Source organism: Vreelandella salicampi (assembly GCF_013415105.1).
Classification (GTDB): Bacteria; Pseudomonadota; Gammaproteobacteria; order Pseudomonadales; family Halomonadaceae; genus Vreelandella; species Vreelandella salicampi.
Genome location: NZ_JACCDF010000005.1, coordinates 39,463 through 65,085, shown reverse-complemented (window position 1 = coordinate 65,085; position 25,623 = coordinate 39,463). Strand labels below are relative to the sequence as shown.

Annotated in this window: 22 protein-coding genes; 12 read left to right on the top strand and 10 right to left on the bottom strand. The window is 57.7% G+C overall.

What is annotated here, in order from left to right:
- Window positions 1-76: 76 nt before the first annotated feature.
- Window positions 77-1,033, top strand: a complete 957-nt coding sequence (gene accA, locus HZS81_RS07520) for an acetyl-CoA carboxylase carboxyl transferase subunit alpha (RefSeq protein ID WP_179929944.1) — start codon at window positions 77-79, stop codon at window positions 1,031-1,033.
- Window positions 1,014-2,312 (top strand): tRNA lysidine(34) synthetase TilS, encoded by a 1,299-nt coding sequence (gene tilS / locus HZS81_RS07515; RefSeq protein WP_179929943.1) that lies wholly within the window; start codon window positions 1,014-1,016, stop codon window positions 2,310-2,312. Before accA ends, tilS begins: the two co-directional genes overlap by 20 nt.
- A 17-nt stretch (window positions 2,313-2,329) precedes the next feature.
- Here the strand turns inward: tilS and ppx are convergent, their stop codons facing one another.
- Window positions 2,330-3,880: an exopolyphosphatase gene (ppx, locus tag HZS81_RS07510; protein WP_179929942.1), complete on the bottom strand. Its 1,551-nt coding sequence runs from the start codon at window positions 3,878-3,880 to the stop codon at window positions 2,330-2,332.
- A gap of 446 nt (window positions 3,881-4,326) precedes the next feature.
- Here ppx and rho point away from each other — a divergent pair, with 446 nt between their 5' ends.
- From rho to HZS81_RS07480, 7 genes are all read left to right on the top strand, one after another.
- Window positions 4,327-5,586: a transcription termination factor Rho gene (gene rho, locus HZS81_RS07505; protein WP_179929941.1), complete on the top strand. Its 1,260-nt coding sequence runs from the start codon at window positions 4,327-4,329 to the stop codon at window positions 5,584-5,586.
- 40 nt (window positions 5,587-5,626) lie between these two features.
- Window positions 5,627-7,126, top strand: a complete 1,500-nt coding sequence (gene ubiD, locus HZS81_RS07500; protein WP_179929940.1) for a 4-hydroxy-3-polyprenylbenzoate decarboxylase — start codon at window positions 5,627-5,629, stop codon at window positions 7,124-7,126.
- Between the two features lie 34 nt (window positions 7,127-7,160).
- Window positions 7,161-7,895 carry an NAD(P)H-flavin reductase gene (locus HZS81_RS07495; protein WP_179929939.1) on the top strand — a complete coding sequence of 245 codons (735 nt, stop codon included), beginning with the start codon at window positions 7,161-7,163 and terminating at the stop codon, window positions 7,893-7,895.
- A 135-nt stretch (window positions 7,896-8,030) separates the two neighbouring features.
- Complete coding sequence (locus tag HZS81_RS18160; RefSeq protein WP_277814978.1) at window positions 8,031-8,156, top strand: hypothetical protein; 126 nt, start codon at window positions 8,031-8,033, stop codon at window positions 8,154-8,156.
- 602 nt (window positions 8,157-8,758) lie between these two features.
- Complete coding sequence (locus tag HZS81_RS07490; RefSeq protein WP_179929938.1) at window positions 8,759-9,850, top strand: 3-deoxy-7-phosphoheptulonate synthase; 1,092 nt, start codon at window positions 8,759-8,761, stop codon at window positions 9,848-9,850.
- 133 nt (window positions 9,851-9,983) lie between these two features.
- The gene (locus HZS81_RS07485) at window positions 9,984-10,499 is read left to right on the top strand and encodes a DUF3087 family protein (RefSeq protein WP_179929937.1); all 516 of its coding nucleotides are present in this window, start codon (window positions 9,984-9,986) and stop codon (window positions 10,497-10,499) included.
- A 41-nt stretch (window positions 10,500-10,540) separates the two neighbouring features.
- Window positions 10,541-11,272, top strand: coding sequence for an MliC family protein (locus HZS81_RS07480; protein ID WP_179929936.1), 732 nt, complete (start codon window positions 10,541-10,543; stop codon window positions 11,270-11,272).
- 28 nt (window positions 11,273-11,300) lie between these two features.
- Here HZS81_RS07480 and HZS81_RS07475 read toward each other — a convergent pair whose 3' ends face one another.
- Window positions 11,301-12,368: a metal-dependent hydrolase gene (locus tag HZS81_RS07475; RefSeq protein ID WP_179929935.1), complete on the bottom strand. Its 1,068-nt coding sequence runs from the start codon at window positions 12,366-12,368 to the stop codon at window positions 11,301-11,303.
- A gap of 139 nt (window positions 12,369-12,507) precedes the next feature.
- Between HZS81_RS07475 and HZS81_RS07470 the strand changes: the two genes are divergently transcribed.
- The 3 genes from HZS81_RS07470 (at window position 12,508) to HZS81_RS07460 (ending at window position 13,860) form a co-directional block, all read left to right on the top strand.
- Window positions 12,508-12,912 carry a DUF411 domain-containing protein gene (locus HZS81_RS07470; RefSeq protein ID WP_241697418.1) on the top strand — a complete coding sequence of 135 codons (405 nt, stop codon included), beginning with the start codon at window positions 12,508-12,510 and terminating at the stop codon, window positions 12,910-12,912.
- Window positions 12,913-12,939: 27 nt separating this feature from the next.
- The gene (locus tag HZS81_RS07465) at window positions 12,940-13,380 is read left to right on the top strand and encodes a VOC family protein (RefSeq protein ID WP_179929933.1); all 441 of its coding nucleotides are present in this window, start codon (window positions 12,940-12,942) and stop codon (window positions 13,378-13,380) included.
- 72 nt (window positions 13,381-13,452) lie between these two features.
- The gene (locus tag HZS81_RS07460; RefSeq protein WP_179930050.1) at window positions 13,453-13,860 is read left to right on the top strand and encodes an META domain-containing protein; all 408 of its coding nucleotides are present in this window, start codon (window positions 13,453-13,455) and stop codon (window positions 13,858-13,860) included.
- Here HZS81_RS07460 and HZS81_RS07455 read toward each other — a convergent pair.
- The 8 genes from HZS81_RS07455 to HZS81_RS07420 form a co-directional block, all read right to left on the bottom strand.
- Window positions 13,857-14,999, bottom strand: a complete 1,143-nt coding sequence (locus HZS81_RS07455) for an FAD-dependent oxidoreductase (protein ID WP_179929932.1) — start codon at window positions 14,997-14,999, stop codon at window positions 13,857-13,859. The two genes, HZS81_RS07460 and HZS81_RS07455, sit on opposite strands and share 4 nt — an antisense overlap.
- On the bottom strand, window positions 14,996-17,152 hold the full coding sequence (locus tag HZS81_RS07450) for an FAD-dependent oxidoreductase (protein ID WP_179929931.1): 2,157 nt from the start codon (window positions 17,150-17,152) through the stop codon (window positions 14,996-14,998). The genes HZS81_RS07455 and HZS81_RS07450 overlap by 4 nt, the downstream gene beginning before the upstream one ends.
- On the bottom strand, window positions 17,149-17,769 hold the full coding sequence (locus HZS81_RS07445) for a TIGR04282 family arsenosugar biosynthesis glycosyltransferase (RefSeq protein WP_241697416.1): 621 nt from the start codon (window positions 17,767-17,769) through the stop codon (window positions 17,149-17,151). Before HZS81_RS07445 ends, HZS81_RS07450 begins: the two co-directional genes overlap by 4 nt.
- Window positions 17,759-18,478, bottom strand: a complete 720-nt coding sequence (locus HZS81_RS07440; RefSeq protein ID WP_179929930.1) for a TIGR04283 family arsenosugar biosynthesis glycosyltransferase — start codon at window positions 18,476-18,478, stop codon at window positions 17,759-17,761. Before HZS81_RS07440 ends, HZS81_RS07445 begins: the two co-directional genes overlap by 11 nt.
- Window positions 18,475-20,154 (bottom strand): ABC transporter permease, encoded by a 1,680-nt coding sequence (locus HZS81_RS07435; protein ID WP_338401827.1) that lies wholly within the window; start codon window positions 20,152-20,154, stop codon window positions 18,475-18,477. Before HZS81_RS07435 ends, HZS81_RS07440 begins: the two co-directional genes overlap by 4 nt.
- Before the next feature lie 3 nt (window positions 20,155-20,157).
- The gene (locus HZS81_RS07430) at window positions 20,158-21,375 is read right to left on the bottom strand and encodes an ABC transporter substrate-binding protein (protein ID WP_179929929.1); all 1,218 of its coding nucleotides are present in this window, start codon (window positions 21,373-21,375) and stop codon (window positions 20,158-20,160) included.
- Window positions 21,376-21,399: 24 nt separating this feature from the next.
- Window positions 21,400-22,434, bottom strand: coding sequence for an aminoglycoside phosphotransferase family protein (locus HZS81_RS07425; protein WP_179929928.1), 1,035 nt, complete (start codon window positions 22,432-22,434; stop codon window positions 21,400-21,402).
- Between the two features lie 159 nt (window positions 22,435-22,593).
- The gene (locus HZS81_RS07420; protein WP_179929927.1) at window positions 22,594-25,557 is read right to left on the bottom strand and encodes a valine--tRNA ligase; all 2,964 of its coding nucleotides are present in this window, start codon (window positions 25,555-25,557) and stop codon (window positions 22,594-22,596) included.
- Window positions 25,558-25,623 lie beyond the last annotated feature (66 nt).

Below are 25,623 nucleotides of genomic sequence, written 5' to 3'. Positions count from 1 at the left end.
GTGACAAGGTCAAGGTGCGATAATGCGTTACAATACTGCGCGATCCGAGAAGGCTTAATTTTTACAGGCTTAGCCGATGAATCCTAATTACCTCGATTTTGAACAGCCGATTGCCGAATTACAGGCAAAAATTGAAGAACTGCGTCTGGTTAGCTCCGATAGCCAAGTCAATCTCTCTGATGAAATTGACCGCTTGGAGGAGAAAAGCCGTAGACTCACCGAGTCAATCTTCAAAGACTTGACCCCTTGGCAAGTGTCTCAGCTTTCGCGGCATCCTCAGCGCCCTTACACGCTGGACTACCTTGAGCACATTTTTACCGATTTTGACGAATTGCACGGGGATCGTCGCTTTGCCGATGATGCTGCTCTTGTCGGCGGCGTTGCCCGCCTTAACGACAAGCCCGTGATGGTGATTGGCCATCAAAAAGGCCGCGATGTGAAAGAAAAGGTGCGGCGCAATTTCGGCATGCCTCGGCCCGAAGGTTATCGTAAGGCGTGTCGCCTGATGGAGATGGCCGAGCGCTTCAACATGCCCATCTTTACCTTTATCGACACGCCCGGGGCCTACCCCGGCATTGACGCTGAAGAGCGCGGCCAATCCGAAGCAATTGCCTATAACCTTGCCGTTATGTCACGCCTCAAGACGCCGATCATCTCGACGGTCGTCGGTGAAGGCGGCTCTGGTGGCGCACTCGCTATCGGTGTATGCGACGAGCTGCACATGCTGCAGTACTCGACGTACGCCGTTATTTCGCCCGAAGGCTGTGCCTCGATTTTGTGGAAGAGTGCCGAAAAGGCTTCCGACGCCGCTCAGGCCATGGGTATCACCGCCGAGCGCTTGAAGGAGCTGGGTTTTGTCGATGCGCTGGTGAAAGAGCCACTAGGGGGCGCGCATCGCCACCCGATTGATACCGCTGCGCGGGTCAAAGAGGCGCTTAGCACCAGCTTAGAGCGTCTGCAATCGATGGATACCGACGCGCTGCTATCGCGCCGCTACGAACGGCTGATGAGCTATGGCGCCCCCGCCGCGTGATCCTCTTTTAACGCGATTATACAGCGCCCTGGTGGAAACCCCGCCGGGGCGTTGTGTTTGGGTGGCACTCTCAGGCGGGTTGGACTCAACGCTGCTGTTGTCGCTGGCCGCCATAGTATGTAAAGAGACGCAGACACCGCTAAAGGCGATTCACGTCCATCACGGCCTACAAACGGCCGCGGAGGCGTTTGAGCAGCACTGCCGCAAGCTTTGCACGAGCCTGAACGTACCGTTGTCGGTGGTCCGCGTGAGGGTGAATTCATCAGGGCAGGGGATTGAGGGCGCGGCGCGCGAGGCTCGCTACACCGCATTTGCCGAGCATGTTCCCGCAGGCGATGCTTTGTGGCTGGCGCAGCATCAAAATGATCAAGCGGAAACGTTTTTGCTTGCCGCTCTTCGCGGCAGCGGTCTGCGGGGCATAAGCGCGATGCCCAATCAACGACACTGGCGAGGGAGTAGCCTTGTTCGACCCTGGCTGGATGTTCCCCAGGAGACCCTCAAGCGTGCCGCAGAGGCGCTTGGCTTAACCTGGTGCGATGATCCTTCCAACGCCGAGACGCGTTTCGACCGCAACTTTCTACGCCACCGAGTTTTCCCGGTACTCAGCGAGCGTTGGCCACACGTACATGCTGGTTTTGCCGTTGCCGCCGATCAGGCGGGCGATGCCGATGCGCTACTCATCGAATACGCAGAAGAAGAGCTTGCCACGCTGAGCCTTGGAACAGGGCAGCTCGATGTGGCAGCACTTGGGCGGCGCTCACTAGCGCGCCAGCGGCTTTTGGTGCGTACCTTATGTCAGCAGTTGGGAGTGGCGACGCCGCCGCGCAAACGGCTAGAAAGCCTGCTTTCGCAGCTGGACGCCGGGTCTGGCGCCCAGGTGCGAGTCGCGTGGGGCAACGCTGAGGCGCGGGTTTGGCAGCAACGGCTCTATTTAATGGAAAAAAGCGAGCTGCTGCCCGAATGGTGCGCCACCTGGGACGGGCTCGCGCCGTTAGTGACGCCTCTCGGTGAGGTACCGCTTTCGGTAGTGAGTGAGTCGTCGCTTACCGTGACGTGGCGCCAGGGAGGGGAAGTCTTAGATATACCTAAACGCGGCCGACGGAATCTTAAGCGGTTACTGCAAGAAGCGAGTATTCCGCCTTGGGAACGCGAGCGTGTGGTCGTTATTTGGCGAGAAAACGCGGAACGTAAAATCCATTGTGTTGCTGCCGTATACCCGCCTGGCAGGCTTTGCTGGCAGGCGGCGGGTGAGAGGGTGACGTGGCGCGATGCGTTTTAGGCTAACGAATCGTGGGGTTAACGAATCACGAGTGAAAAACCCGCGTTCTCCATGTAGGCCTGCTCTTGCTCTAAATCCATGCCCAACAAGGTGGGCTCGTCGCTTTTGGGCAGCTCAATGCACAGTGTGTCGCCCTTCACGCTAAACTCAGGCAGCGACGGAGGGGTCTCAGGGCGCGAATGGTTCAGTAGCACGCTTAAACGCAGAAGTCTCGCCAGCCGAGCATATATGTCCTGCTGCGCTTTTGGCAGTGCTTGCCACTCTTTCAGCGGGAACTTGCGCCGGTGGGCGCGCACCAAAAAGGCCAACAGGCGCTGCTCGGGGCGTGAAAAACCGGAAAGGTCCGAGTGCTCAAGAAGGTAGGCGCCGTGGCGGTGAAACTGGCTGTGCGAAATCGCTAAACCAATTTCATGCACATCGCTTGCCCAGCATAAATAGCGTCCGTGATCATCGCTTAACTGCCATTCCTCGCGCACCGCTTGAAACAGACGGTCAGCGGTATCAGCGACGTTTTCTGCCTGACGGGTATCCACATCGTAACTGCGCCTCAGCGACGCCAGGGTTTTAAGCCGTGAGTCCTCAGCGCTATTGCGCCCGGCCATATCGAAAAGCACCCCTTCACGTAGAGCGCCATCGGAAAAGCGCATCTGCTCCAGCTCAAAGGCTTCAAACGTGGCGCTTAAAATGGCGATACCGGCGGGGAATACTTTCGCTCGGTCAGGTTTTAAGCCGTCAAGGGTGACTTTATCGACGTGTTTGCACTTGATGATGCGCTCGCGAAGTTTTTTCAGCCCAGCCTGCGTGATAAGCCCTTCTTGGGGCGTATCGGCATAGGCGTGCAATACGGTGGCGGCGGCTTTGATCGTGCCGCTAGAGCCGACCGGGTCTTCCCAACCCAGGCGCTGGTAGGGGCGCTGGATATTGGCAAGCTCAGAAAGCGCGGCGAGCTCTGCTTTGCGCATGCGCTTCTCGCTGAGTTCGCCGTCCGGGAAAAATCGACGCGAAAACGTGATACAGCCCATGCGCAAGCTCTCCAGTGCCATAGGCTCAAACTTTTCGCCGATAATAAATTCGGTCGATCCCCCACCGATATCGACAATCAGCCGCCGTCCGCTTTCCGCAAGGGCATGCGCCGCGCCAAGGTAGATCAAGCGCGCCTCTTCGCGCCCGGCGATAATCTCGATGGGGTGGCCAAGTTGCGCTTCAGCCAGGTCGATAAACGTTTGACTATTGTGGGCATCGCGCAAAGCGTTGGTGCCGACGATACGCAGCTGGGGCGCCGGAATGTCGCTAAGAAACGGGGCAAAGCGCCCCAGGCAATCGAGCGCACGCTGCATGGCGGCATCACTAAGAAAGCCATCTTCATCAAGACCGGCGGCGAGCTGGACCTTTTCCCCTAGACGCGCGACAACCTGCAGCCGCTCGTTTTGGTAGTTGGCGACGAGCAGGTGAAAACTGTTGGAACCCATGTCAATGGCGGCGAGCCGCCGGGGCTCACTGTTGTCAGTGTCACTGCGGGCGACGCCGGGCAGTGAATCGTAGGTCGGGAGCAAGATGTCCTCGGGCATGAGCTATCCTTGAAGTTGGCTATGTGAAGGTTGAGGGGCACTATCTTGATTGTCAATTGCTGAAGGCTTGCGTTTGGGTCGGAGCTTGACTACCATCACGCTATTGGTTTGATCCGAATCGACGTGCCATGCTTTTTCAGCACTGCTCAGTTTCGGTCACCTCAGGCTTTGTCAATTCAATGACAAGCCGCCCCGATGTCCAAGTCGTCAGATTGCCCGCCGATATAGCCGATTCTCTTATGGATCAGTATATCTTAGGGATCAGTAAGTGTTAGCACCCTCGCGCTGAGCGCAGCAGATCACGTTCAGCTGTTTTTATTTCGAGCGCGTGCCCCCGGGATCTGAACGCACCCTGCGACGTAGTGATATAAGGCGTCGCTTCATGCCTCCTTTCTTATTTCCGGCGCCTGGCGCCCAGCTTCCATGAGCAACGTTCTAACACACCGATGAATCTCACTGAACTTAAGCAAAAACCCGTTCCCGAGCTGCTCGATATTGCCCGCGAGATGGGAATCGACAACCTCGCCCGTTCGCGCAAGCAGGACATCATTTTCGCCATCCTTAAGAAACACGCCAAAAGTGGCGAGGATATCTACGGCGACGGTGTACTGGAAATTCTTCAGGATGGCTTTGGCTTCCTGCGCAGCGCCGACAGCTCGTATCTCGCTGGGCCAGACGATATTTACGTCTCGCCCTCACAAATCCGCCGCTTTAACCTGCGCAAAGGTGACTCGATTGCCGGGAAAATCCGCCCGCCGAAAGAAGGCGAGCGCTATTTTGCCCTGCTGAAAGTCAGCCAAATCAACTTTGATCGGCCGGAGAACGCCAAGCACAAGATTCTTTTTGAGAACTTGACGCCGCTGTTCCCCGATGAGCGTATGTTCATGGAGATCGGCAACGGCTCGACGGAAGATCTAACGTCGCGCATTATCGATCTCACCGCGCCCATCGGCAAAGGCCAGCGTGGTCTTTTGGTCTCCCCGCCCAAGGCGGGTAAGACGCTGATGCTGCAAAACATCGCCACGTCGATCACGCGCAATAATCCCGAGTGCCATTTAATCGTGCTGCTGATCGATGAGCGCCCGGAGGAAGTGACCGAAATGTCGCGTACCGTGCGTGGCGAAGTGGTCGCGTCTACCTTTGACGAACCTCCGGCGCGTCACGTGCAAGTTGCGGAAATGGTGATCGAGAAAGCCAAGCGACTGGTTGAGCATAAAAAAGACGTGGTTATCCTGCTCGATTCCATTACCCGTCTGGCGCGCGCCTACAACACCGTGGTGCCAAGCTCGGGTAAAGTGTTAACCGGCGGTGTCGACGCGCATGCACTGGAGAAGCCCAAGCGGTTCTTCGGCGCGGCGCGTAATATCGAAGAGGGCGGCAGCCTGACGATTATCGCCACGGCGCTGGTGGATACCGGCTCGAAAATGGATGAAGTGATTTTTGAAGAGTTCAAGGGCACCGGTAACATGGAAGCGCACCTTGACCGTAAACTGGCCGAAAAACGCGTTTTCCCTGCCATCAATATCCGCCGCAGTGGTACCCGTCGTGAAGATTTGATCGCCTCCGAGGATGAAATGCAGCGTATGTGGATTCTGCGCAAGCTGCTCAACCCGATGGACGACATCGCGGCGACTGAGTTCTTGATCGACCGCCTTAAAGATACCAAAACTAACTTGGAGTTCTTTGAGGCCATGAAGCGCCGCTAAGGCGCTTTCGTCGTCCTACCCTTGAGCCGGGGAGCCATCATTGAAGTACCATGACCTGCGTGATTTTATTGCAGCCCTGGAAGCTCAGGGCGAGCTTAAGCGTATTAGCGCGGAAGTTGATCCCTACCTGGAAGTGACCGAAATTTGTGACCGCACGCTGCGTGCCGGTGGTCCTGCGCTGCTGTTTGAGAATGTCAAAGGTCACGACATGCCGATGTTGGGGAACCTGTTCGGCACGCCGAAGCGCGTGGCGTTGGGGATGGGGGAAGATTCCGTCGAGGCGCTGCGCGAAGTGGGTAAACTCTTGGCGTTTTTAAAAGAGCCCGACCCACCCAAGGGCTTGAAAGACGCGTGGTCGAAGCTTCCGATCTTCAAGCAAGTGCTCAGCATGGGGCCAAAGACGGTCAAACGCGCGCCGGTGCAAGAGGTGGTGTTCGAAGACGACGAGGTCGACCTGGATCGCCTGCCCATTCAGCACTGCTGGCCAGGCGATGCCGCCCCCTTGGTGACTTGGGCGCTGGTGGTGACCCAAGGCCCGCATAAAAAACGCCAAAATCTGGGTATTTATCGCCAGCAGAAAATCGGCAAAAACCGGCTCATTATGCGTTGGCTTTCGCATCGCGGTGGGGCACTCGATTTTCAAGAGTTCCAGCAAGTCCACCCGGGCGAGCCTTTTCCCGTGGCGGTAGCACTAGGGGCTGACCCGGCGACGATTCTAGGCGCGGTCACGCCGGTGCCGGATACACTATCCGAGTACGCCTTTGCCGGGCTGTTGCGCGGTTCGCGCACGGAGTTGGTTAAATGCGGCCACGCCGAGCTTGAAGTACCGGCATCGAGCGAAATTATTCTCGAAGGCTTTATCTACCCCGATGATATGGCGCCGGAAGGCCCGTTTGGCGATCATACCGGCTATTACAATGAGGTAGATCACTTCCCCGTTTTTACCGTGACGCGCATCACTCAGCGTCGCGATGCGATTTATCACTCCACCTACACCGGCCGCCCGCCGGATGAGCCCGCGATTCTGGGCGTGGCACTAAACGAGGTGTTCGTGCCCATTCTGCGTAAGCAGTTTCCTGAGATTGTCGACTTCTATTTGCCGCCTGAAGGCTGTTCCTACCGCATGGCGGTGGTGTCGATGAAAAAGCAATACCCTGGCCACGCCAAGCGCGTGATGATGGGGGTATGGAGCTTTTTGCGTCAGTTTATGTACACCAAGTTTGTGGTGGTGCTCGATGACGATGTCGATGCGCGTAACTGGGAAGATGTGATCTGGGCGATGACCACGCGGATGGACCCGGCACGCGATACGGTAATTATCGAAAATACGCCGATTGATTATCTCGATTTTGCCTCACCGGTATCGGGGTTGGGTTCCAAAATGGGATGGGATGCGACCAATAAGTGGGCGGGTGAAACCGACCGCGAATGGGGCGTGCCCATTACCATGGATGAAGCGGTGAAAGCGCGTGTCGACCGGCGCTGGGAAGAGTTGGGTATTGGTATTCCGCTGCCATCGGCACGCCAAGGGTGTGAGTAGGCAGTTCCCCTGTTTGACATAATAAAGAGGTTTTATGAGCGCAAGGACGTTGACTTGCCAAGTCACCGAGGTTGAAGACTTAAACCCCGATGTATTCGGCGTTACCTTACAAGGGCGTGCAGAAGCGATGCAGCACGCGCCGGGCCAATATCTGGAAATGCATCTAGACGGTGATATCTGGGTGCCGTTCTCAATCGCCAGCGCCGAGCGGGGCGATGGTCAGCTTGAGCTGCATATTCAGCATTGGCCAGAGCGCGATAATTCCGCGCGGCTGCGTGAGCTTCTGCAGGTGGCGAACCAGTTGACGGTCCGCCTGCCGGGCGGTGACTGCATTGTTGACCTTGAAAGCACACGCCCGCTGCTGCTCATCGGGGCGGGTACCGGCTTTGCGCAAATGAAAGCGATCATCGAAGCGGTGCTTGCCCATCAGCCCAATCGTCAGATTGATCTGTGGTGGGCCGCGCGTGAGCACCGCGATTTGTACCTAGAGCCCTTGGCGTGTCAGTGGGCGCAGGAACACTCGATGTTTACCTTCCATGCCGTTACCGAAATGCCGCTCAACGAGCCGATGAGCCAGGGCGAGCGCATTCATCACCACTTAGGCCGCATAGATGAAGCCTTGGAAGCGGCCTCTATCTCACCGTCGGATTATAATGTTTACCTCTCCGGCTCGCCGGGGATGGTGTATGCCTGCGTGGATATTTTAGCGGAAAAAGGGCTCGAAAAACGCCAGATGTTTTCCGATGTGTTTAGCTATGCGCCACGCTAGGGTAGGCTTAACCCATTGTTAATAAAGTGGTCGTGGGCTTTTTGTGGGTTTGTGGCCTCGTCGTTGACGCAAAGATTGGGTAAAATGGCATGGTTGTTAACCCCTGACAACGTCACATACGATAAGGAGGCCATCATGGCCCATGATGAAAACTTTAAAGATACCTCGGGATTTATTTCCATTGTAACGGGATTGATCGTGCTCGTCAGTATGAGCGCGCTTCCAGCCACTATTGGTTGGGTTCAGTACTTTAGCGGCTAATGGCTCTACCGCGTTGTTGATAACCAAAATTGCACGACAAGGGCTTGTCAACGAAGCCTAAAGCAGGCACGATTCAAACCATTGATGCATTACAGCAAGACGTAACCGTAAAACGCGGCACATAGAGCGCCTTCTAAACCAACGGAAATAGACGATGAACATGACTTCGCTTACACGCAATGTCGTAATCGCTCCAGCGAAAGCTGGCGTCTATTTTGGGTATTGGTTTAGCCAAGGTGTGCCCGTGGCCGACGCTTAACGTCGCGCCGACAGGCACACCCCACGGGTTGCCTGCCGCAAAGAAAGCCCCGGTTGGTAACCCCAGCCGGGGCTTTCGCGTTTTTGTCATCTGTCTCGACGAGACTGACAGACCTCAAACTATCAGCACGATCTCTCAGAGGAGCAGCACCATGACCTATCGCGAGGATTTTTTTGCCAGCGCAAACGGCGATGCATACAACAACGATGTATACGCAGGCGATGGCTGGCGATTTAACGCCGCGCGATCGGTCATCGCTGCCACCTCCGATCGCGTTCAGCTGGGTGGTGAATCACTCACACGATGTCATCTACACTGTTCCGCAAACACGGAGAGTTGATCCATGAATGCCCCTGCTAAAACGCTCGATACCGCGACAACACCTAAGACGACTTGTCAGTCAGCCGCTTCGCCGATAAGCGATGCCTCTACGGTGCCGCTCCCAACGCCTGCCGAGCTACGCGCCACCCTTCCGCTGGATGCCGCGCTAACATCAAACATTGCCGAACACCGAGAAGCGATCAACCGTATTCTACGCGGCGAGGATGATCGTCTGCTGGTCGTGGTGGGCCCGTGTTCCATCCATGACCCCAGTGCTGCCCTTGAATACGCCGAGCGCTTGGCGGCGCTGAGCGACGAAGTGAGCGAGCAGATCGTGCCGGTGATGCGGGTCTATGTGGAAAAACCGCGCACGACCGTCGGTTGGAAAGGGCTGGCTTACGACCCGGACCTAAACGGCAACGGCGATATGGCCAAAGGGCTTGCGCTTTCCCGTGAGCTAATGGGCCAAGTCGCTCAGCTGGGCCTTCCGGTTGCTACCGAGATTCTTCAACCGATGTTAGCGCCTTACTTGGATGATCTGCTGAGCTGGGTAGCGATTGGTGCACGCACGACGGAGTCGCAGCTTCACCGCGAGCTGGCCAGCGACTTGAGCGCCGCCGTTGGGTTTAAAAACGCCACTAGCGGGGATGTGCAAGTTGCGATCGATGCCATGCAAGCGGCGGCGCATCCGCATCAGCGCTTTGCGTTAGACACTCACGGACGCCCGGTAATGCAGCAAAGCGAGGGTAATCCGCATACACATTTGGTGCTCCGCGGCGGCCACGGTGAGCCCAACTACCAAGCAAGCCATGTGCGTGCGGCCACGGCAGCGCTACGCGACGCCGGGCAAAATCCTCGCCTAATGGTGGACTGCAGCCATGCCAATGCGCGCAAAGACCACCGCCGCCAGAGTGAAGTGATGCTTGACGTGCTTGCCCAGCGCCAGGCCGGCGATAACAATCTCGTGGCGCTGATGCTCGAAAGCTACTTGCATGAAGGTAAGCAGCCGCTTAAACCCAGCGCGCTGCGCCATGGCGTCTCGGTCACCGATGCCTGTATTGGCTGGGACTCTACGGAGCACTTACTGAAGACAGCTGCCGAACGCTTGGCTTAACGGTTTGCGTCAATGCTTGTGCGTTGTGGCCGGCCACGTATCATAGGCCAATACCGTCGCCAATACTTTCGCTAAGAAGGTCATTAAAGAAGGTCATTAAAGATAGTTAAATCGCCACGATAAGAGGTCGGCCATGGCAGTGTTTCAATTAGACAATTACGAGCCCGAAGTGTATCGCCGCAAAGCGCGGATGATCAGCTTTGCGATGGCAGGGCAGCTGATTATTTTCGGGATGCTGTTTGCCATGCTGCTTACCTCGGCGTTGGGCAATAGCATTTGGCTGAATGCGTTGGGCGTTTTTCTTGGGTTGCTTGCCACCAGTGCGCTTTTTGCCGTGCTGAAAGATCGCCCCTGGATGAACGAGGTACGTTACGTCTGGCAGCTTAAGCATCATCTTTCGCAAATTAGCGGCTACCTGCCGACGCTGCGCAAAGCCGTGAAAGAAGACAACCGAGTCGCGCTGGATATCCTGACCTTCTACCATCAGGGCATGACCCAATTAGCCGAGCTTAACGGACGTACGACCGATGACGACGCCGAGCGGTTGGCCGAGAAGATGGAAGTCAAACTTAAGCGTGAAGCGCTAGAACTACCTGAGACGGTAGATCAGTTTGACCCACAGGATTTGCATGCGTTTAAGCGCCGTTAGCCTATTTGTTAGTTCATAGAAAAAACAACAGGGAGCGTGCTATGCGTCACTTACTTACCCGAAATCTACTTGCCCTGAGTCTTGCCCTCCTGCTAGTGAGTGGATGTGCAACGACATCAGCGCCAATCGAGCCGTCGGAACAACGCGCGTCTGAAGGCAAAGCAACCGCGCCATTACTGCCCTCGGCACTCTTTGCAGGCGGTGCTGACAAGTTTGAGGCGTGGCGTTGTGAGCCGGCGAGCCAACATTTGGTGACAGCCTTTAATGACGAGACACTACGCCTGTGGTCGCTACATGGCGCATGGCAATTGCCCCAAGCGGTCGTGGCGAGCGGTGCGCGTTATCAAAATGGCAAGATCAGTTTCTGGAATCGCGGCGATAAAGCCCAGGTCGAGACGCCGCGCGGTCAGCTTCAGTGCCAACAGGCCATAACGCGCGAAACCTTAACCCGTGAAGCGCATCCGGGCGTTATGTTCTTAGGGCGCGGTAATGAGCCAGGCTGGTCAGTGGCACTTTCCAGCCGTACGCCAACGCTTACGCTTACCACCGACTATGGCGAGAAAACCCAACAGCTGCCGTATATGATGAGCGTAATGGATAACGACGCTGGCCGGGTCGTGCTCGAAAATGCGAACGCGGGCCGATTTTTCCGTGTGCGGATCGAAGCGAGCGCCTGCTTTGATGACATGAGCGGGCACCCTTACCCAGCGCGGGTCACGCTTTCCATCGATGGTCAGCAATATAGCGGCTGTGGCCAGGGCATCGCGCCCTAGTTATTTTGCTAACCGTCTTTGCTAAGCGCTAGCAAGCATGCGGCGCTAAGCGCCAGTGAGGCTCAACAAAGGCGGTGGCGCAAAGCGCGCGGCTATCGCCTAGCGCGCGCGCCGATAAACGCTTGAGCGTTGTTTGATCAACGCCACGCTCGCTATCTTGCTGTGTTGATACGCCAAGCGGGTTCCAGGCGGCTTGTTCGTTGTGGCGGTTGGCAACGGCATAGGTGAAAGGGTAAAAACCCGGGAATCCGAGGCGCACATCGGTGACTAGCAGCGTTTGCGTGTCGCTCTCAGGCTGAACGTCGTAGCGTAAAAATGGCCCGGCAAACCAACGTAGTCGCTGTACGTGGCGGCCGTTAACGGCGCTTCCGGCAAGGTCGGTTTGGCGGGTGAGCGGCTCAAGTACGGGCGGTTTTTGATCTAATAGGCTGATTAAGCTCTCATATTGCGTGTCGCCATCAATCACGGTGGCACGCCAGAGTAACGTCGTAAACGGGGCGGGCTGTACCAGCCGCGGCGCTTCCTCAATGCCTTGTGTGGCGAGTACCGGCTCAAGACGCTGTAGGACGAGGCCTTTTGCGCCAAGCGCAAACATCAGATACGCACAAGAAAGCGCGAGCCCCCATACGCAGCGGCGTTTAACGTTCGGAGTGAAAAGCGCGGCCACCAACGCAACCAGCAAGCAAAGCGAGTAGATCGGGTCGATAATAAAGACGATGGGCCAAGCCACGGGAGGCGTGTTCAGTGGCCAGAAAAGCTGAGTGCCGTAAGTGGTGAGCGCATCGAGCAGCGGGTGCGTCAGCAGTATCAGCAGAAAAAATGTCAGCCACTGCCGCAGCGAAATATCCCGCGCGTGGACAAAACGGGCACAGAGCCATGCGAGCAGCACGCCCAAGCCAGCGAGGACAAACAGCGAGTGGCTAAAGCCGCGATGCTGCGTGACATTGGCGACGGCATCGCCATAGTCGATCACCACATCCAAATCGGGCAGGGTACCTACTACGGCGCCGAGCAAGATCGCCTTACGCCCTAGGCGCTTTCCGAGTACGGTACCGCCGATGGCCGCGCCCAGTGCTGCTTGCGTGATAGAGTCCACCGCTTTCTCCTATCGATAAAGACAGCTAAGATATCGGTAATGTTAGTTGCTATACCCAAACGATTAAGAGGGTACCCAAATGTTACGAAGTTGTATAAGTAAAAAATGTCTTGGTCAGCATGTGTTGGGACTATCGCTTTTGTTTGCTGCTCCTTTTGCTTTTGCCGCGCCTGCGATTGATGTTCACAGTGATCCTAATTGCGGCTGCTGCGGCGCTTGGGTGGCGCACCTGGAAGAAAACGGCTTTGACGTCAATCACCATCGCGATGGCGATGTGCGCCAGGTCAAAATCGAACAGGGTGTAACGCCTAAGCTTGCCTCCTGCCATACCGCCATCATCGATGGCTACGTGATCGAAGGCCACGTGCCCGCAGACGATATCAAAGCGCTTTTAGACGAGCGCCCGGACGTGGCGGGCCTAGCCGTACCAGGGATGCCCCACGGCTCGCCGGGCATGGAAACGGGCCGTGTGGATGACTTTGCGGTGCTAAGCTTTACCCGTGATAACCGCGCGCCGGAAATTTTCCGCGAGTACACGCAGTAATTTTTATCTATAGCGACAGGAGTCGGCATGCAGTATCTACATACGATGGTTCGCATCAGTGATCTTGATGCTTCGCTACATTTCTACTGTGATCTTTTAGGCCTGAAAGAGGTGCGTCGCAAAGAGAGCGAGAAGGGACGTTTTACGCTTGTCTTTCTCGCTGCACCGGAAGATGAAGCACGCTCGACTGAACTCCAAGCACCGGAACTTGAACTGACTTACAACTGGGATCCTGAAGAGTACACCGGTGGGCGTAATTTCGGTCATTTGGCTTATCGAGTGGAGGACATCTACGCACTGTGTCAGAAGCTTCAAGACAACGGCGTGACGATCAACCGCCCGCCACACGATGGCCACATGGCGTTTGTGAAATCCCCCGACGGTATTTCCGTTGAGCTACTGCAAAAAGGTGACGCGCTGCCGCCCAAAGAGCCCTGGGTATCTATGGAAAAAACGGGAAGCTGGTAAGTGAAAAGAGCGATAGCTGAAGGCGCTAAAAGGGTAGGCATTAAGTGGCTGGGCCTTATCGGCTTGGCCGTGATGCTTGCCGCTTGCAGTAGCGCCCCCAAAGACACGGCAGAAACACCGGTGGCAGATGACGCGAAGCTATATGGGCCGGTGGTAGGTGAGCGCTGGAATTTACTGCTCGTGGGTACCAACGAGCGCCTCTCGTTACCTGAAACACCGTTTTTTCGTATTGGTAAAGACGGACGCGTTAGCGGTCATGATGGTTGTAATCGTTTTACGGGTCGCGTTCAGCTAGGTGATAACGAGCGCATCGCGTTCAGTGAGCTTGCCTCGACGCGAATGGCGTGTCCGGATCAGGAAAGCGTTCAGCGCGTGACCGCTATGCTGGAGAACGCTTACCGTTACCTGATTGACCATGATCGCTTGGTGTTTTTCGGGCCGGATAGCCGCGTGCTCGGTGGCTGGCGTCAAGCGAACTAATCTATTTCGTTGGAAAAAGGCGGATTGAAGCGGGCAATAAAGCGCGCATCAATCCGTTTTTTCCATTGCCAGACCCATTTACCTGCAAACCCTACCACCCCTCGGCTGGCAATGGCGCGACCATCGCCGGTGCCTATCAGCGCGAGCACCCGTTTGGGTGGCTGCCATTCATCCAGCGGTTGGCAACGGCAGGCAGCGCGTAGGTTATCGGCCAAGTGTGGCCCCATGCGTACGGCGTAAACCCCAGCATTGGGCAAGGGCGGGGTGAACGCCGCGCAGTCACCCGCCGCGAAGATGCCGGGCACTCCCTTCACCTCTAATGTTTTTTCTACCTGGATAAAGCCGAGTGAATCGAGTGGCAGTGCGGTATCGGCTAGCCAAGCGTGTCCTACGGCACCTGTTGCCCAAAGCGCGATATCTGCTGGAAAGTGACGGTTTGCGGTATCGAGTACGCCACCCTCAACCAGCGCTTCTCCTCGAACGCCGTTATGCACCGTGATGTTCGCCCGACGTAACGTGCGCTTTGTTAGCCAACGCGGCAGCCGTCCTGCACCGGGAAGTAGCGTATCAGAGGCACTTAATATCTCTCCCCGCCAGGTAATATCCGCTCGCTTTTTGCGTAGCTGGGCCAAAACGCTCATCAGCGTTTCGCAGCTGGCGGCACCGCTACCCACGCTGACCACGCGCTGTTCTCTCCCGGCGGAAAGTTGCGCCACCCTGTCTTGCAGCGCTTGCCAGCGTTCATGCAGCGAGCTTAACGGGCGCATGGCGAGCAGATAGGGCGCCTTGTGACTGCGAAGCGCCGGGAGCGCGAGCGTCGATCCGATATTGAGTGAGGCAATATCGAACGCGAGCTTATCACCGCTTGCCAGCACGACGTGATGCGTCTCAACGCTCAACGATGTCGCGGGCGAGGTGATCAAACGCGCTCCGGCTCGCTGGCACAGCGCCGCAATATCAATCTGTGTTTCACGCAGTGTGCATTCCCCTGCAAGCCATGCGGGGACGCTACCCGAGTACGCCGCATAGCGGCTATCACTGACCACGGTGATCTCGACCGACGGCTCGGGCTTTTCTGCCAAGGCTTCGAGCACGAACGCATGGGCGTGCCCGGCGCCGATAAGCAGTAGACGCTTCATTTGTGCTCCTTTTTGCCTTCACTCCGCCGCCAGGCGAAATAGCGCTTGAGCAGGGCCAATACTCGCTCGGGTTTGTGGGCGTTCTTCCACACCCCGGCCGTGGCCTTGGCGGCTTCGCCGAGGGTGGGATAGGGGTAAATAGTGCCGAGTAGTTTGTTCAGCCCAAGGCCATGCTTCATGGCCAACGTGAATTCACCAAGCCATTCGCCAGCATTCTCGGCGACGATGGTAGCCCCGAGTATCTTATCGCGCCCCGGCACGGTGAGCACCTTGATAAAGCCTTCCGTCGCGCCTTCGGCAATGGCGCGGTCGCTTTCTTTCATGGCGTAGTGGGTAAGCTCATAATCAATGCCTTGGGCCTTGGCCTCTTTTTCGTTTAACCCGACGCGCGCCACTTCGGGCTGAGTGTAAGTCACCGCAGGCATGAAGCGATAATCCACGGTAAAACTTTTTAGCTCGTCAAATAGCGCATTCACGGCGGCGTGCCAGGCTTGGTGTGCCGCAGCATGGGTTAGCTGATAAGGCCCGGCCACATCGCCGCAGGCCCAAATATTGGGTAGGCGCGTTTGTAGTCGCTCGTTAAGCTCCAGCGTGCCCGCATTCGTGGTGGTGACCCCCAGCGCTTCAAGACCCAAACCCTCGACGTTAGCGTGGCGGCCGACACTGACCAGCAGTTGGTCAAAAGGCAGCAGAATGCGCTCGCCCTGGTGCTCCACCGCAAGTTGATGACCGGTTTCATCGCTAATAACTTCCAGCGCTTGTGTGCCCGTCATCACCGTAACACCTTCACGCACGAGTGTGTCCTCGACGTGTTGGCCGACGTCATCGTCTTCACGGCCCATGAGGTGAGGTGTTCCTTCCACCAGTGTCACCGCCGTGCCGAGACGGGCAAAACTTTGGCTGAGCTCGCAGCCAATCGCGCCGCCGCCCAATACCACCAAGCGCTCGGGCTGCGCGGTAAGCGACCAAAGATTTTCCGAGGTGAGCACCGGGGCGCTCTCAATCCCGGGGAGCGCGGGAATACGCGGCCGTGCGCCGGTGGCGATCACAATATGGCGCGCGGTCAGGTTTTGCCCGCCAACGTGCACCTCCCATGGCGAGGTGAGCGTGGCATGGTCTTGATACACTGCTACGCCCAGCTTGGTGTAACGCTCGACGCTATCGTAGGGCTCGATGTCGGCGATGGCCTGATGGACGTGGCCCATGACCTGGGCAAAATCGATCTTGGGTTCGCCTGCAGACACACCAAAGCGACGCGCCGTGCGAATTTCATGGGCCGCGCGAGCCGCGCGAATCAGCGCTTTCGACGGCACGCAGCCAGTGTTCAAACAGTCGCCGCCCATTTTATGTTTTTCCACTAGGGCCACTTTCGCCTTAACCGCGCTGGCGATATAGCTGGTGACCAGGCCGGCGGAGCCGCCGCCGATAACCAGAATGTCATAATCAAAGCTGGCGGGGCGCTTGAAGGCTTGGTATGCCTTGCGTTTTCGCACCAGCAGCACGATGCGCCGAGCGATCCAGGGAAACACCGCTAACAGCGCAAACGAGGCGATCAGCGACGGCGATAGGATACCGCTTAAGCTTTCCAGTTCACCCAGCTGGCCCCCCGCATTGACGTAAATCACCGTGCCGGGAAGCATTGCCACTTGGCTCACCCAGTAATAGGTCACGGTTTTTATCCGCGTGAGCCCCATGACCAGGTTGATCATGAAAAACGGAAAAATCGGCACCAGGCGCAGGGTGAAGAGGTAGAGGGCGCCGTCGCGCTCTACCCCGCGATTGATGCGCTCGAACCGGCGCGGGAAGCGCTTTTCGATCGGCTTGCGAAACAGAAAACGCGAGATTACAAAGGCCAGCGTCGCGCCTATCGTGCTGGCGAACGAGATGATCAAAAGCCCCCACCCGAGGCCAAATAGCGCACCGCCGAGCAAAGTGAGAAGCGTCGCGCCGGGCAGTGACAGTGCCGTCATCACCACGTATACGGCGAAGAAAATCCCCGCAACTCGCCAAGGCGATTGGAGAAATATGGCCTGGAAATCGCTGCGATACGCTTGCATTGTCTCAAGGGTAAAGTATTCCGGCGCACCGCTGAGGTAAAACAGCGCCACCACAGCGGCCAAAAGGGCAATCAATAAAAGGCGTTGTCGGTTCACGGCAGGCTCCAGCGTTGCCAATCTTCGGGACGATCAACGTCCCAAATGGTCTTTGGGTAGCTAGCGGTTAACTCGCAAGCGGTAAGACGCGCACGGGTCTCGGCGAATACGTGCTCGCTGCCCCACGGCATATCGCTAAATAGTGTGGGATAGTCGTCTTGAGTGCCGATCAGCCCGTAGCCGCCATCTTCAGCGGGAAGTATCACCACGTTGTGGTGGGCTAACTGCGTGGCACAAAGGCGAATTAACGCGGGCGTGATGCGGGGGCAGTCGCTGCCCATCACCATGGCGGGGCCAGGCGCGTCGCCAAGTGCGTGTCGCATTCGTGCGCCTAAATCGCCCTCTGACTGAGGTTTAAGCCCGATGCTGTAATCCGCACGGAGCTGGGTAAAGAACGGGTGCTCGTGTTCCAGTGCGGTCCAGAGCGTCACATTTTCTGCTGGGAGTGCTTGGCAGGCGTGATTCACGCAGCAGCGCACTAGCTCAGCATGGGCATCCGCCGCGCCTTGTTCGCCTAAAAGCGGAATCAACCGCGTTTTGGCAACGCCTGCAAGCGGTGCCTTGGCGAGCAGATGCAGCGTGACAGGTGGGTGCGTCATACAAGGCTTAGCGCACATGGCGATACTCCTTCGCGAGATCTTTAGCGCTAGCCCCGCGCCAGTAGCGATAGCGCAGCCGCCACATCAATACCATCGTGCGCCAAGCGCCGTACTGATCCCAGCGCCTGCCAGAGCTGACGACTTTGGCGCGCAGGCAGGTAGGGCGGCTAAGGCGCTTGAGCCGTTTCGTGATTTCGATGTCCTCCATCAACGGTTGCTCGGGGAAACCGCCTACAGCATCGAAAGCGTCGCGGCGTATAAACAGGGCTTGATCGCCGGTGGCGATGCCAGAAAGGTGCGAGCGCAGATTCATCATCGCGCTAATGACCGGTAGCCAGTGACTCCTGCCGTCCAAGTGAATATCAAACCGCCCCCAGAGTCGCGTTGCCAGTGCCTGCGTGATCAGCGTCAGTGCGTTGGGCGGTAAGCGCGTATCGGCATGGAGAAACACTAGCGCATCGGCGCGGGCTTGCGCGGCACCAAGGTTCATCTGCCGCGCGCGACCCGGCGGGCTTATCAGTACGCGATCCGCCAACGGTCTCGCAAGCTTTGGGGTGCCGTCTTGGCTTTCGCCATCCACCACGATCACTTCCGCCCCCTGGGCGCGCAGGGGCTGAAGGGCCGCGAGTAGGATCGGCAGCGCGTCGGCCTCGTTAAGTACGGGGATAATGATGCTTAACGGCGTGCCAGGGGGCCTATGTTCTTGCTCAAGAGGAAAAGCGCTCATGAGACGCCTCGTCGAGGGTTGCGTTTCGCCCGGAGCAGCCGCGGTATGAGCAGTGCCAGGGCAAAACCGATAAACGGCAGTAGCGCTTGAAGTAGCGCCCACACCCCGATCAGACGGCGATTCCCCCCGCTCGCCAGCGCTACCGCCTCGGTGGTGACCGTCGGCACGCGTCCGGCGCCGAGCAGCAGTGTAGGAAGATACTGGCTAATGCTAACCGAAAGCCCGACGGCGCACGCCGTGAGTAGCGGTGCCAACAAAAGCGGTACGCGCACCCGCCAGAACGCGCGCCACTTAGATGCGCCCAACGAGTGCGCTACTTGCATCCAGTGTGGGTCAAGCCGTCGATAGGCTTCCGCCAGAGAAAGATAGAGGTAAGGCACGACAAACAGCAGATGTGCCGCGATGACCAGCGAGCGCTGTGGGCGCAACCCCAAGCTTTCGGCGGCGACCACCACCCCAAACAAAAAGGCGACCTGCGGCACAAGTAGCGGCAGGTACAAAAGCCAGAGGGCGTGTTTGGGGTGAAGTTGACGCTGCACCTCGTTTTCAAGACATGCGACCACCAGCACGAGGGCAATGAGGGTGGCGGCGACGCCAATCACCAGCGTATTCGTGAGTGGCAGTGTCAGGCTGGAAAATGCGCGTTGCCAGTGTTCCAACGTGAAACTGGCCGGCAGCGCATCGGGAAAGTGCCAATAGCCAGCGAGGGAAAAAAGCCCCAGCCCCACCATGGCCAAAAGCGCGGTAACGGTTGTGAGCGTCAGGCCCACGCGCCCAGCCGCTGCCCACACACGGCGGCCTTGCGTTCGCTGGCCGTTGAGTAACCAGCGCTTGCCGAAAGGCTTTACCAGCTGCTCACCCAGCCACCATAGGATAAGCGCACTAAGAGTAACACCCAGTTGTAAGAGCGCCCCTGCCGAGGCCATTAGGCGGCGCGAGAAATCCGGGTCATTGAACCAGGAAAGCACCGCTACGCTCAAGGTGGGCGGGCGCGTAGGGCCGAGAATGAGGGCCATGTCCACCACTGAGCTTGAGTAGGCGATAACCGCATATATCGGTAGACGAATCAGCGGGTAAAGCGCAGGGAGCACCGTCTTCAACCAGGCCAGAGATGGGGTATAACCTAGCGAACGGGCAAGCTCGATTCGCCGCTCGGGCGACAGCTGCGGGAGCACGGCGAGGCTCATCAGCAGAAGAAAAGGCACCTCTTTGAGCACTAAACCGGCGATAAGCGCCACGCCCCAGGGGTCGTTGACGATCAGCCAGTCGGGTGGGCGCTCCCAGCCGGTGACGCCCGGCGAGATAATCCGCGCCAAGAGTCCCGAAGGGGCAATCAAAAAGGCTAATCCAAAAGCGACCGCTGCATGAGGGATCGCCAGCAAGGGCGAGACCAACCGATGCAGGGCGCGATCAAGCCGGGTGCCTTGATTCGCTGCCAAGAAAAGGATGACAACAGTGAGGGCAATCAATGGCGCAATAAGCCCCGTAGAAAGGCTGAGTAACGCTGATTGCGCTATTCCCGGCCAAGCCAGTAGCGCTTGCCAGGGCGCTAGTGTGAAGGTGGTGGCACCCAACCCCGGGTGCACGCCAAACGCCGGCATCACCAGGGTGGCAAGCCCTGCCCCAACCGGCACCACCAATACCGCAATTAACAGCCAGGGGGCGAGCCTCAGCACGGTTTAACGGGTTCCGTAACGCTCACGCCAAGCATCCTGTAGCGCGGTCATCCAGCTCGGGTGTGGCTCGGGCAGCGTTTGCGAAAGTGCATCGGCAGGCAATTCGGCGGGATGCGTATCGCCTTGTTCAAAGCGCGCCTTGTCTTCTTCGTCCAGGCGGTTGACGTCTAACACGGTGCGATCCCCCCACATATCGAGCGACTGTTTTTGCGCTTGGGCCTCAGGCGACAGCAGAAAGTTGGCCAGCGCCATTGCGCCCGCTTTATGCGGCGAGTTATACGGGATAGCCACAAAATGCACGTTACCAAGCGTGCCGCCTTCAAGCACGTAGCTGCGCACACTCTCGGGTAGCTGGTATTCGCGCACGGCCACGGCCGCTTCCGAGGGGTAAAAGGAAAACGCCAGGCTCAGTTCGCCATCGCTCATCAACGTGCGAAGGGCGGGGCCTGAATCGGGGAAGCTACGACCGCTCCGCCACAGGTGCGGGTGCAGCGCATCCAAATAGGTCCAAAGCGGCTTAGTGACGGCATCAAAGTCGCTTTCCGATACTGGCTGATAGAGCGCGTCGTCTTCCTCGCTAAGTTCAATCAGCGCCTGCTTGAGAAAGGTGCTGCCGGTGAAATCGGGAATACGTGGGTAGGTGAACTCCCCCGGGTTTTCCTCGGCCCAGTCGAGGAGCGCGTCCATGCTGCGCGGCGGGTTTTGGGTGTAGGCGCTATCGTAGTAGAAAGTGATCTGCGCTTTGCCCCAGGGCGACTCATAGCCGTCGGTGGGTAGCGTGAAATCGGTCACCACTTCCGGGTTGTCGTCGGGGTAAGTAAGGGCGAAATTGGGTAAGGATTCGGCAAAGGGCCCAAACAGCAGGTCGCGTTCGCGCATGGCGGCAAAGTTCTCGCCGTTGATCCAGATGAGATCGACGCTTCCTTCATTGTCATTGCCTGCCTGCTTTTCTGCCAGCACACGGGAGACGGCGCTGCCGGTGTCGTCGAGCTTAACGTGGCGCACCTCGACCCCAACGCGGCGCTGCATTTCATCCGCGACCCACGCGATATAACGATTGGTACGCGTATCGCCGCCCCAAGCGTTCCAGTAAACGGTTTGGCCTTCGGCTTCATCCAGAACGGCCTGCCAGTCGCTTGGTTCGGGGCTAGCCGCCGCAGGCAGCGCTAGAGCAAGCAGGGTGGTAGCCATAGTGGCCGCTAAGGTTAAATACGGTTTCATCGCATACCTCATGAAATCAGTGAGTTACAGAGCCGTTTTTAAACGCTGAAGTTCATTTTGAACATGCTCAATAATAGGTGGCGACAAATAGTGTTCGACCCGGTCGCGTACATGGGCAATCACGGCAGCATCGGTGAGCTCTGCCGACCAGTCTTCGCCCCGGCGTTCGGCATCCTGAGCGTGCAAGTGCTGGGCACGCCACTTGGCGCACCAAGTCAGTGACCACAGCCAAGTAGCGCGGCGGCAAGCCACTAAGGTTTCCGCGCTGGGAGATTTGCCCATGCAGGCCTGCCAGCGCTGATAAAAGGCGACCACGTCTTCAAGGGTGAGCACCGCTTGGCTATTAACGTCCCAAGTGGTGGAGGTATAAAGCGAGGTATGGGCCAGGTCAATGCCTGGCAAGCCGTAGCGGCACTTCTCTAAATCCACCAGCACTGCGCGGCCATCCTCGGTGATTAAGAAGTTACCGGGGTGGGTATCAAAGCTGATCAGGCAGCGCTCGGCATCCGGTAGCGTGGTAGGTAGGGCATCGAGTTCGGCGCGAATCCGTGTCACCACCGCTGCGCTTAAATCCGCTTTTTCCAACCACTGCGCTTGGCTGCTGACTTCCTCGCGCATGGCCTGCCATGGGTTACTTGGGGCGAAAAGCGGAGCGGGCTGATTTGGCAGCGCTAGCCGGTGCAGGCTGGACAAGGTTTCAGCGATGCGTGGCAAATCCTCCGGCAGCTGGGCCAGCCGACCTTCAATGGCATCGACCAGCAACCCGCCACGGGGTAGAGCGTCGCTCACGGGCAACAGGCCATGCAGCCGCGGCACGTGCCCGCCCTGGCTGGCGCGCTCGTAACACGCGGCCTCGTAGGCGAGATTATCCGCTGGGCAAAGATTCATCTGGCTCTGCTTTGGCAACCGCGCCACCCAATCATCGCCTTCGCGATGCATCCACACGTGGTCGTGGGCGAGCCCGGTGTCCGCCATCGGCGAAAGCTCGCGGTACGTAATATTCTCCCGCCGGAGTTCGGTCTCAAGCGTTGTCAAACGTTGCTCGGCAGGTGTCGGCATGGTGAATCCTTATCCTTGCACAGAAGTGGTGCCAGTAAGTAGCAACAATGCGTCAAACCTTACACGTTTTGTACAAGAAAAGTGAAGCCAGCAGTTAACGCCGGTGGCAACGCAAAACGCCCGCATAAGCGGGCGTTTAGGTAAAGATAAACGGTGAGGTTAAAGCGCCTCAATCTTCGCTCGCTGCTCTTCCAAGAGCTTTTTGGCGGCTTGGAATTCGGCCAGCTTGCCGCGTTCTTTTTCCACCACGGCTTCCGGGGCTTTGGCGATAAAGCCTTCGTTGCCGAGTTTCTTCTCGATGCCGCCGATCAGCTTATCCTGCTTTTCGATCTCTTTGTTCAGGCGTGCAAGCTCGGTGTCCTTGTCGATCAGGTCCGCCATCGGTACCAGCACTTCCATATCGCCTACCAGTTGCGTTGCCGAGAGCGGGGCATCATCTGGGTTTTCAAGCCAGGTGACGCTTTCAAGCTTCGCTAACTTGGCAAGGAACAGGCGGTTTTTCTCCAAGCGCTCGGCGTCTTCCGGCTTGCCTTTGGTGAGCAGTACGTCCAACGGCTTGCCGGGGGCGATGTTCATCTCGGCGCGGATGTTACGCACCGCGATAATCACGCCTTTGAGCCATTCGATATCGCGCGTGGTCTGCTCGTCGACTTTGCTCTGGTCGGCCTCCGGCCACGGTTGCACCATGACCGAGTCGTTGTCACCAGCGTGAGTGCCAGCCAGCGGCGCGATGCGTTGCCAAATCTCTTCGGAGATAAACGGCATCATCGGGTGGGCAAGGCGCAGAATCGCTTCCAGCACGCGCACTAGGGTGCGGCGTGTGCCTCTCTTAGATGCGGCACTGGCATTTTCATCCCATAAAACCGGCTTGGAAAGCTCCAAATACCAGTCACAGTATTCGTTCCAGATAAACTCATACAGCGCCTGGGAGGCGTGGTCGAAGCGGTACTCGTCCATCGCCTTGGTGACTTGGGCTTCGGTTTTCTGTAGCTGGGAGATAATCCAACGGTCGGCCAGAGAGAGCTCGACTTGTTCTCCGTTGACACCGCAGTCCTCGCCGTCAGCGTTCATCAGCACGTAGCGCGAGGCGTTCCACAACTTGTTGCAGAAGTTGCGGTAGCCATCCAGGCGGCTCATATCGAACTTGATATCGCGCCCGGTGGTGGCCTGGGAGAGGAACGTAAAGCGCAGCGCGTCGGTGCCGTGAGGCTCGATGCCGTCCTTAAAGTCGTCGCGGGTCGCCTTGGCAATCGCTTTGGCTTTCTGCGGCTGCATCATATTGCCGGTGCGCTTTTCGATCAGGGTATCCAGTTCGATGCCGTCGATGAGATCGATGGGGTCGAGCACGTTGCCCTTGGATTTGGACATCTTCTGACCCTGGCCGTCGCGCACCAGGCCATGAACGTAAACCTGCTTGAACGGCACCTCGCCGGTGAACTTGAGCGTCATCATGATCATCCGGGCGACCCAGAAAAAGATGATGTCAAAACCGGTGACCAGCACGCTGGAAGGGTGGAAGGTCTCAAGCTCCGGCGTTTGTTCCGGCCAGCCAAGGGTGCCGAAGGTCCACAGCCCCGAGCTGAACCAGGTGTCCAGCACGTCTTCGTCTTGGGTCAGCGTAACGTCCGCTGCCAGGCCATTTTTCTCGCGGGCCTCTTGTTCGCTGCGGGCAACGTAGATATTCCCCTCGGCGTCGTACCAAGCCGGAATGCGGTGGCCCCACCACAGCTGGCGGGAAATACACCAGTCCTGCAGGTCGCGCATCCAGGCGAAGTACATGTTTTCGTAGTTTTTGGGCACGAACTGGATATCGCCGTTCTCGACCGCCTCAATGGCGGGCTTGGCAAGCGTCTCCACGGCCACAAACCACTGGTCGGTGAGGTAGGGCTCAATGACGACCCCGGAGCGATCCCCAAAAGGCTGCATCAGCTTTTTGTGCTCGACGAGAGGCTGCTCGTTACCCTCGGCGTCAGCCGCCGTCACCGCTAAGCCTTCTGCGGTGACGACCTCCACGATCTGGCGGCGGGCGTCGAGGCGATCCAGCCCCCGTAGTTCGGTAGGCACAAGGTTAACCTCGTCCACGTTACCGATATCTTCTCCCTTAGCCGCCTTTGCCGCCAAGGCGGCACTCTCCTCGTAGGAGAGACCATCGTTGCGCATGTGCGCTTTACGATCCATTAAGTTATAAAGCGGGATGCCATTGCGCTTGGCCACTTCATAATCGTTGAAATCGTGGGCACCGGTAATTTTGACCGCGCCTGAGCCGAAGTCGGGATCGGGATATTCATCGGCGATAATGGGAATCAGGCGCCTATGTTCCTTGGGGCCCACCGGGATTTCGCATAGCTTGCCGATCAATGCGGCATAGCGATCATCGGCAGGATTCACCGCCACGGCACCGTCGCCTAACATGGTTTCCGGGCGAGTGGTGGCGATGGAGATGTAGTCTCGATTCTCGCGAAAGGTGATATTACCGTCGGCATCTTTTTCGATGTATTCGTAGCTTTCCCCACCCGCCAACGGGTACTTGAAGTGCCACATATGGCCATCGACTTCTTTGTTTTCCACTTCAAGGTCGGAGATGGCGGTCTCAAACTTCGGGTCCCAGTTGACCAGGCGTTTACCACGGTAGATCAACCCTTCGTCATACAGGCGCACAAAGACTTCCTGCACCGCTTTGTAAAAGCCATTGTCCATGGTGAAACGCTCGCGGCTCCAATCCACGCTGGCGCCCATGCGGCGCAGCTGGCGGGTAATATGGCCGCCTGACTCTTCCTTCCACTCCCACACCTTATCGATGAATGCTTCGCGCCCCAGGTCATGGCGGCTTTTGCCTTCTTCCGCCGCGACCTTGCGCTCCACCAGCATTTGCGTGGCGATACCAGCGTGGTCGGTACCGACTTGCCACAGGGTGTTGTTGCCCTGCATGCGTTTCCAGCGCGTCAGCGTATCCATGATGGTGTCTTGGAAGGCGTGGCCCATGTGTAGGCTGCCGGTGACGTTAGGCGGCGGAATCATGATCGAAAAGGGCGTGCCCTGCCCGGAGGGCGCAAAGCGATTGTCGGCTTCCCAGCGTTCGTACCAGCGGGTTTCGATCTGTTCGGGTTGGTAGGTCTTTTCCATGGAATGGCTCACAGCAGAGATGCCCCGCCAGCGCGAGGCATCGAATACATTGATCAGGATTGCAAA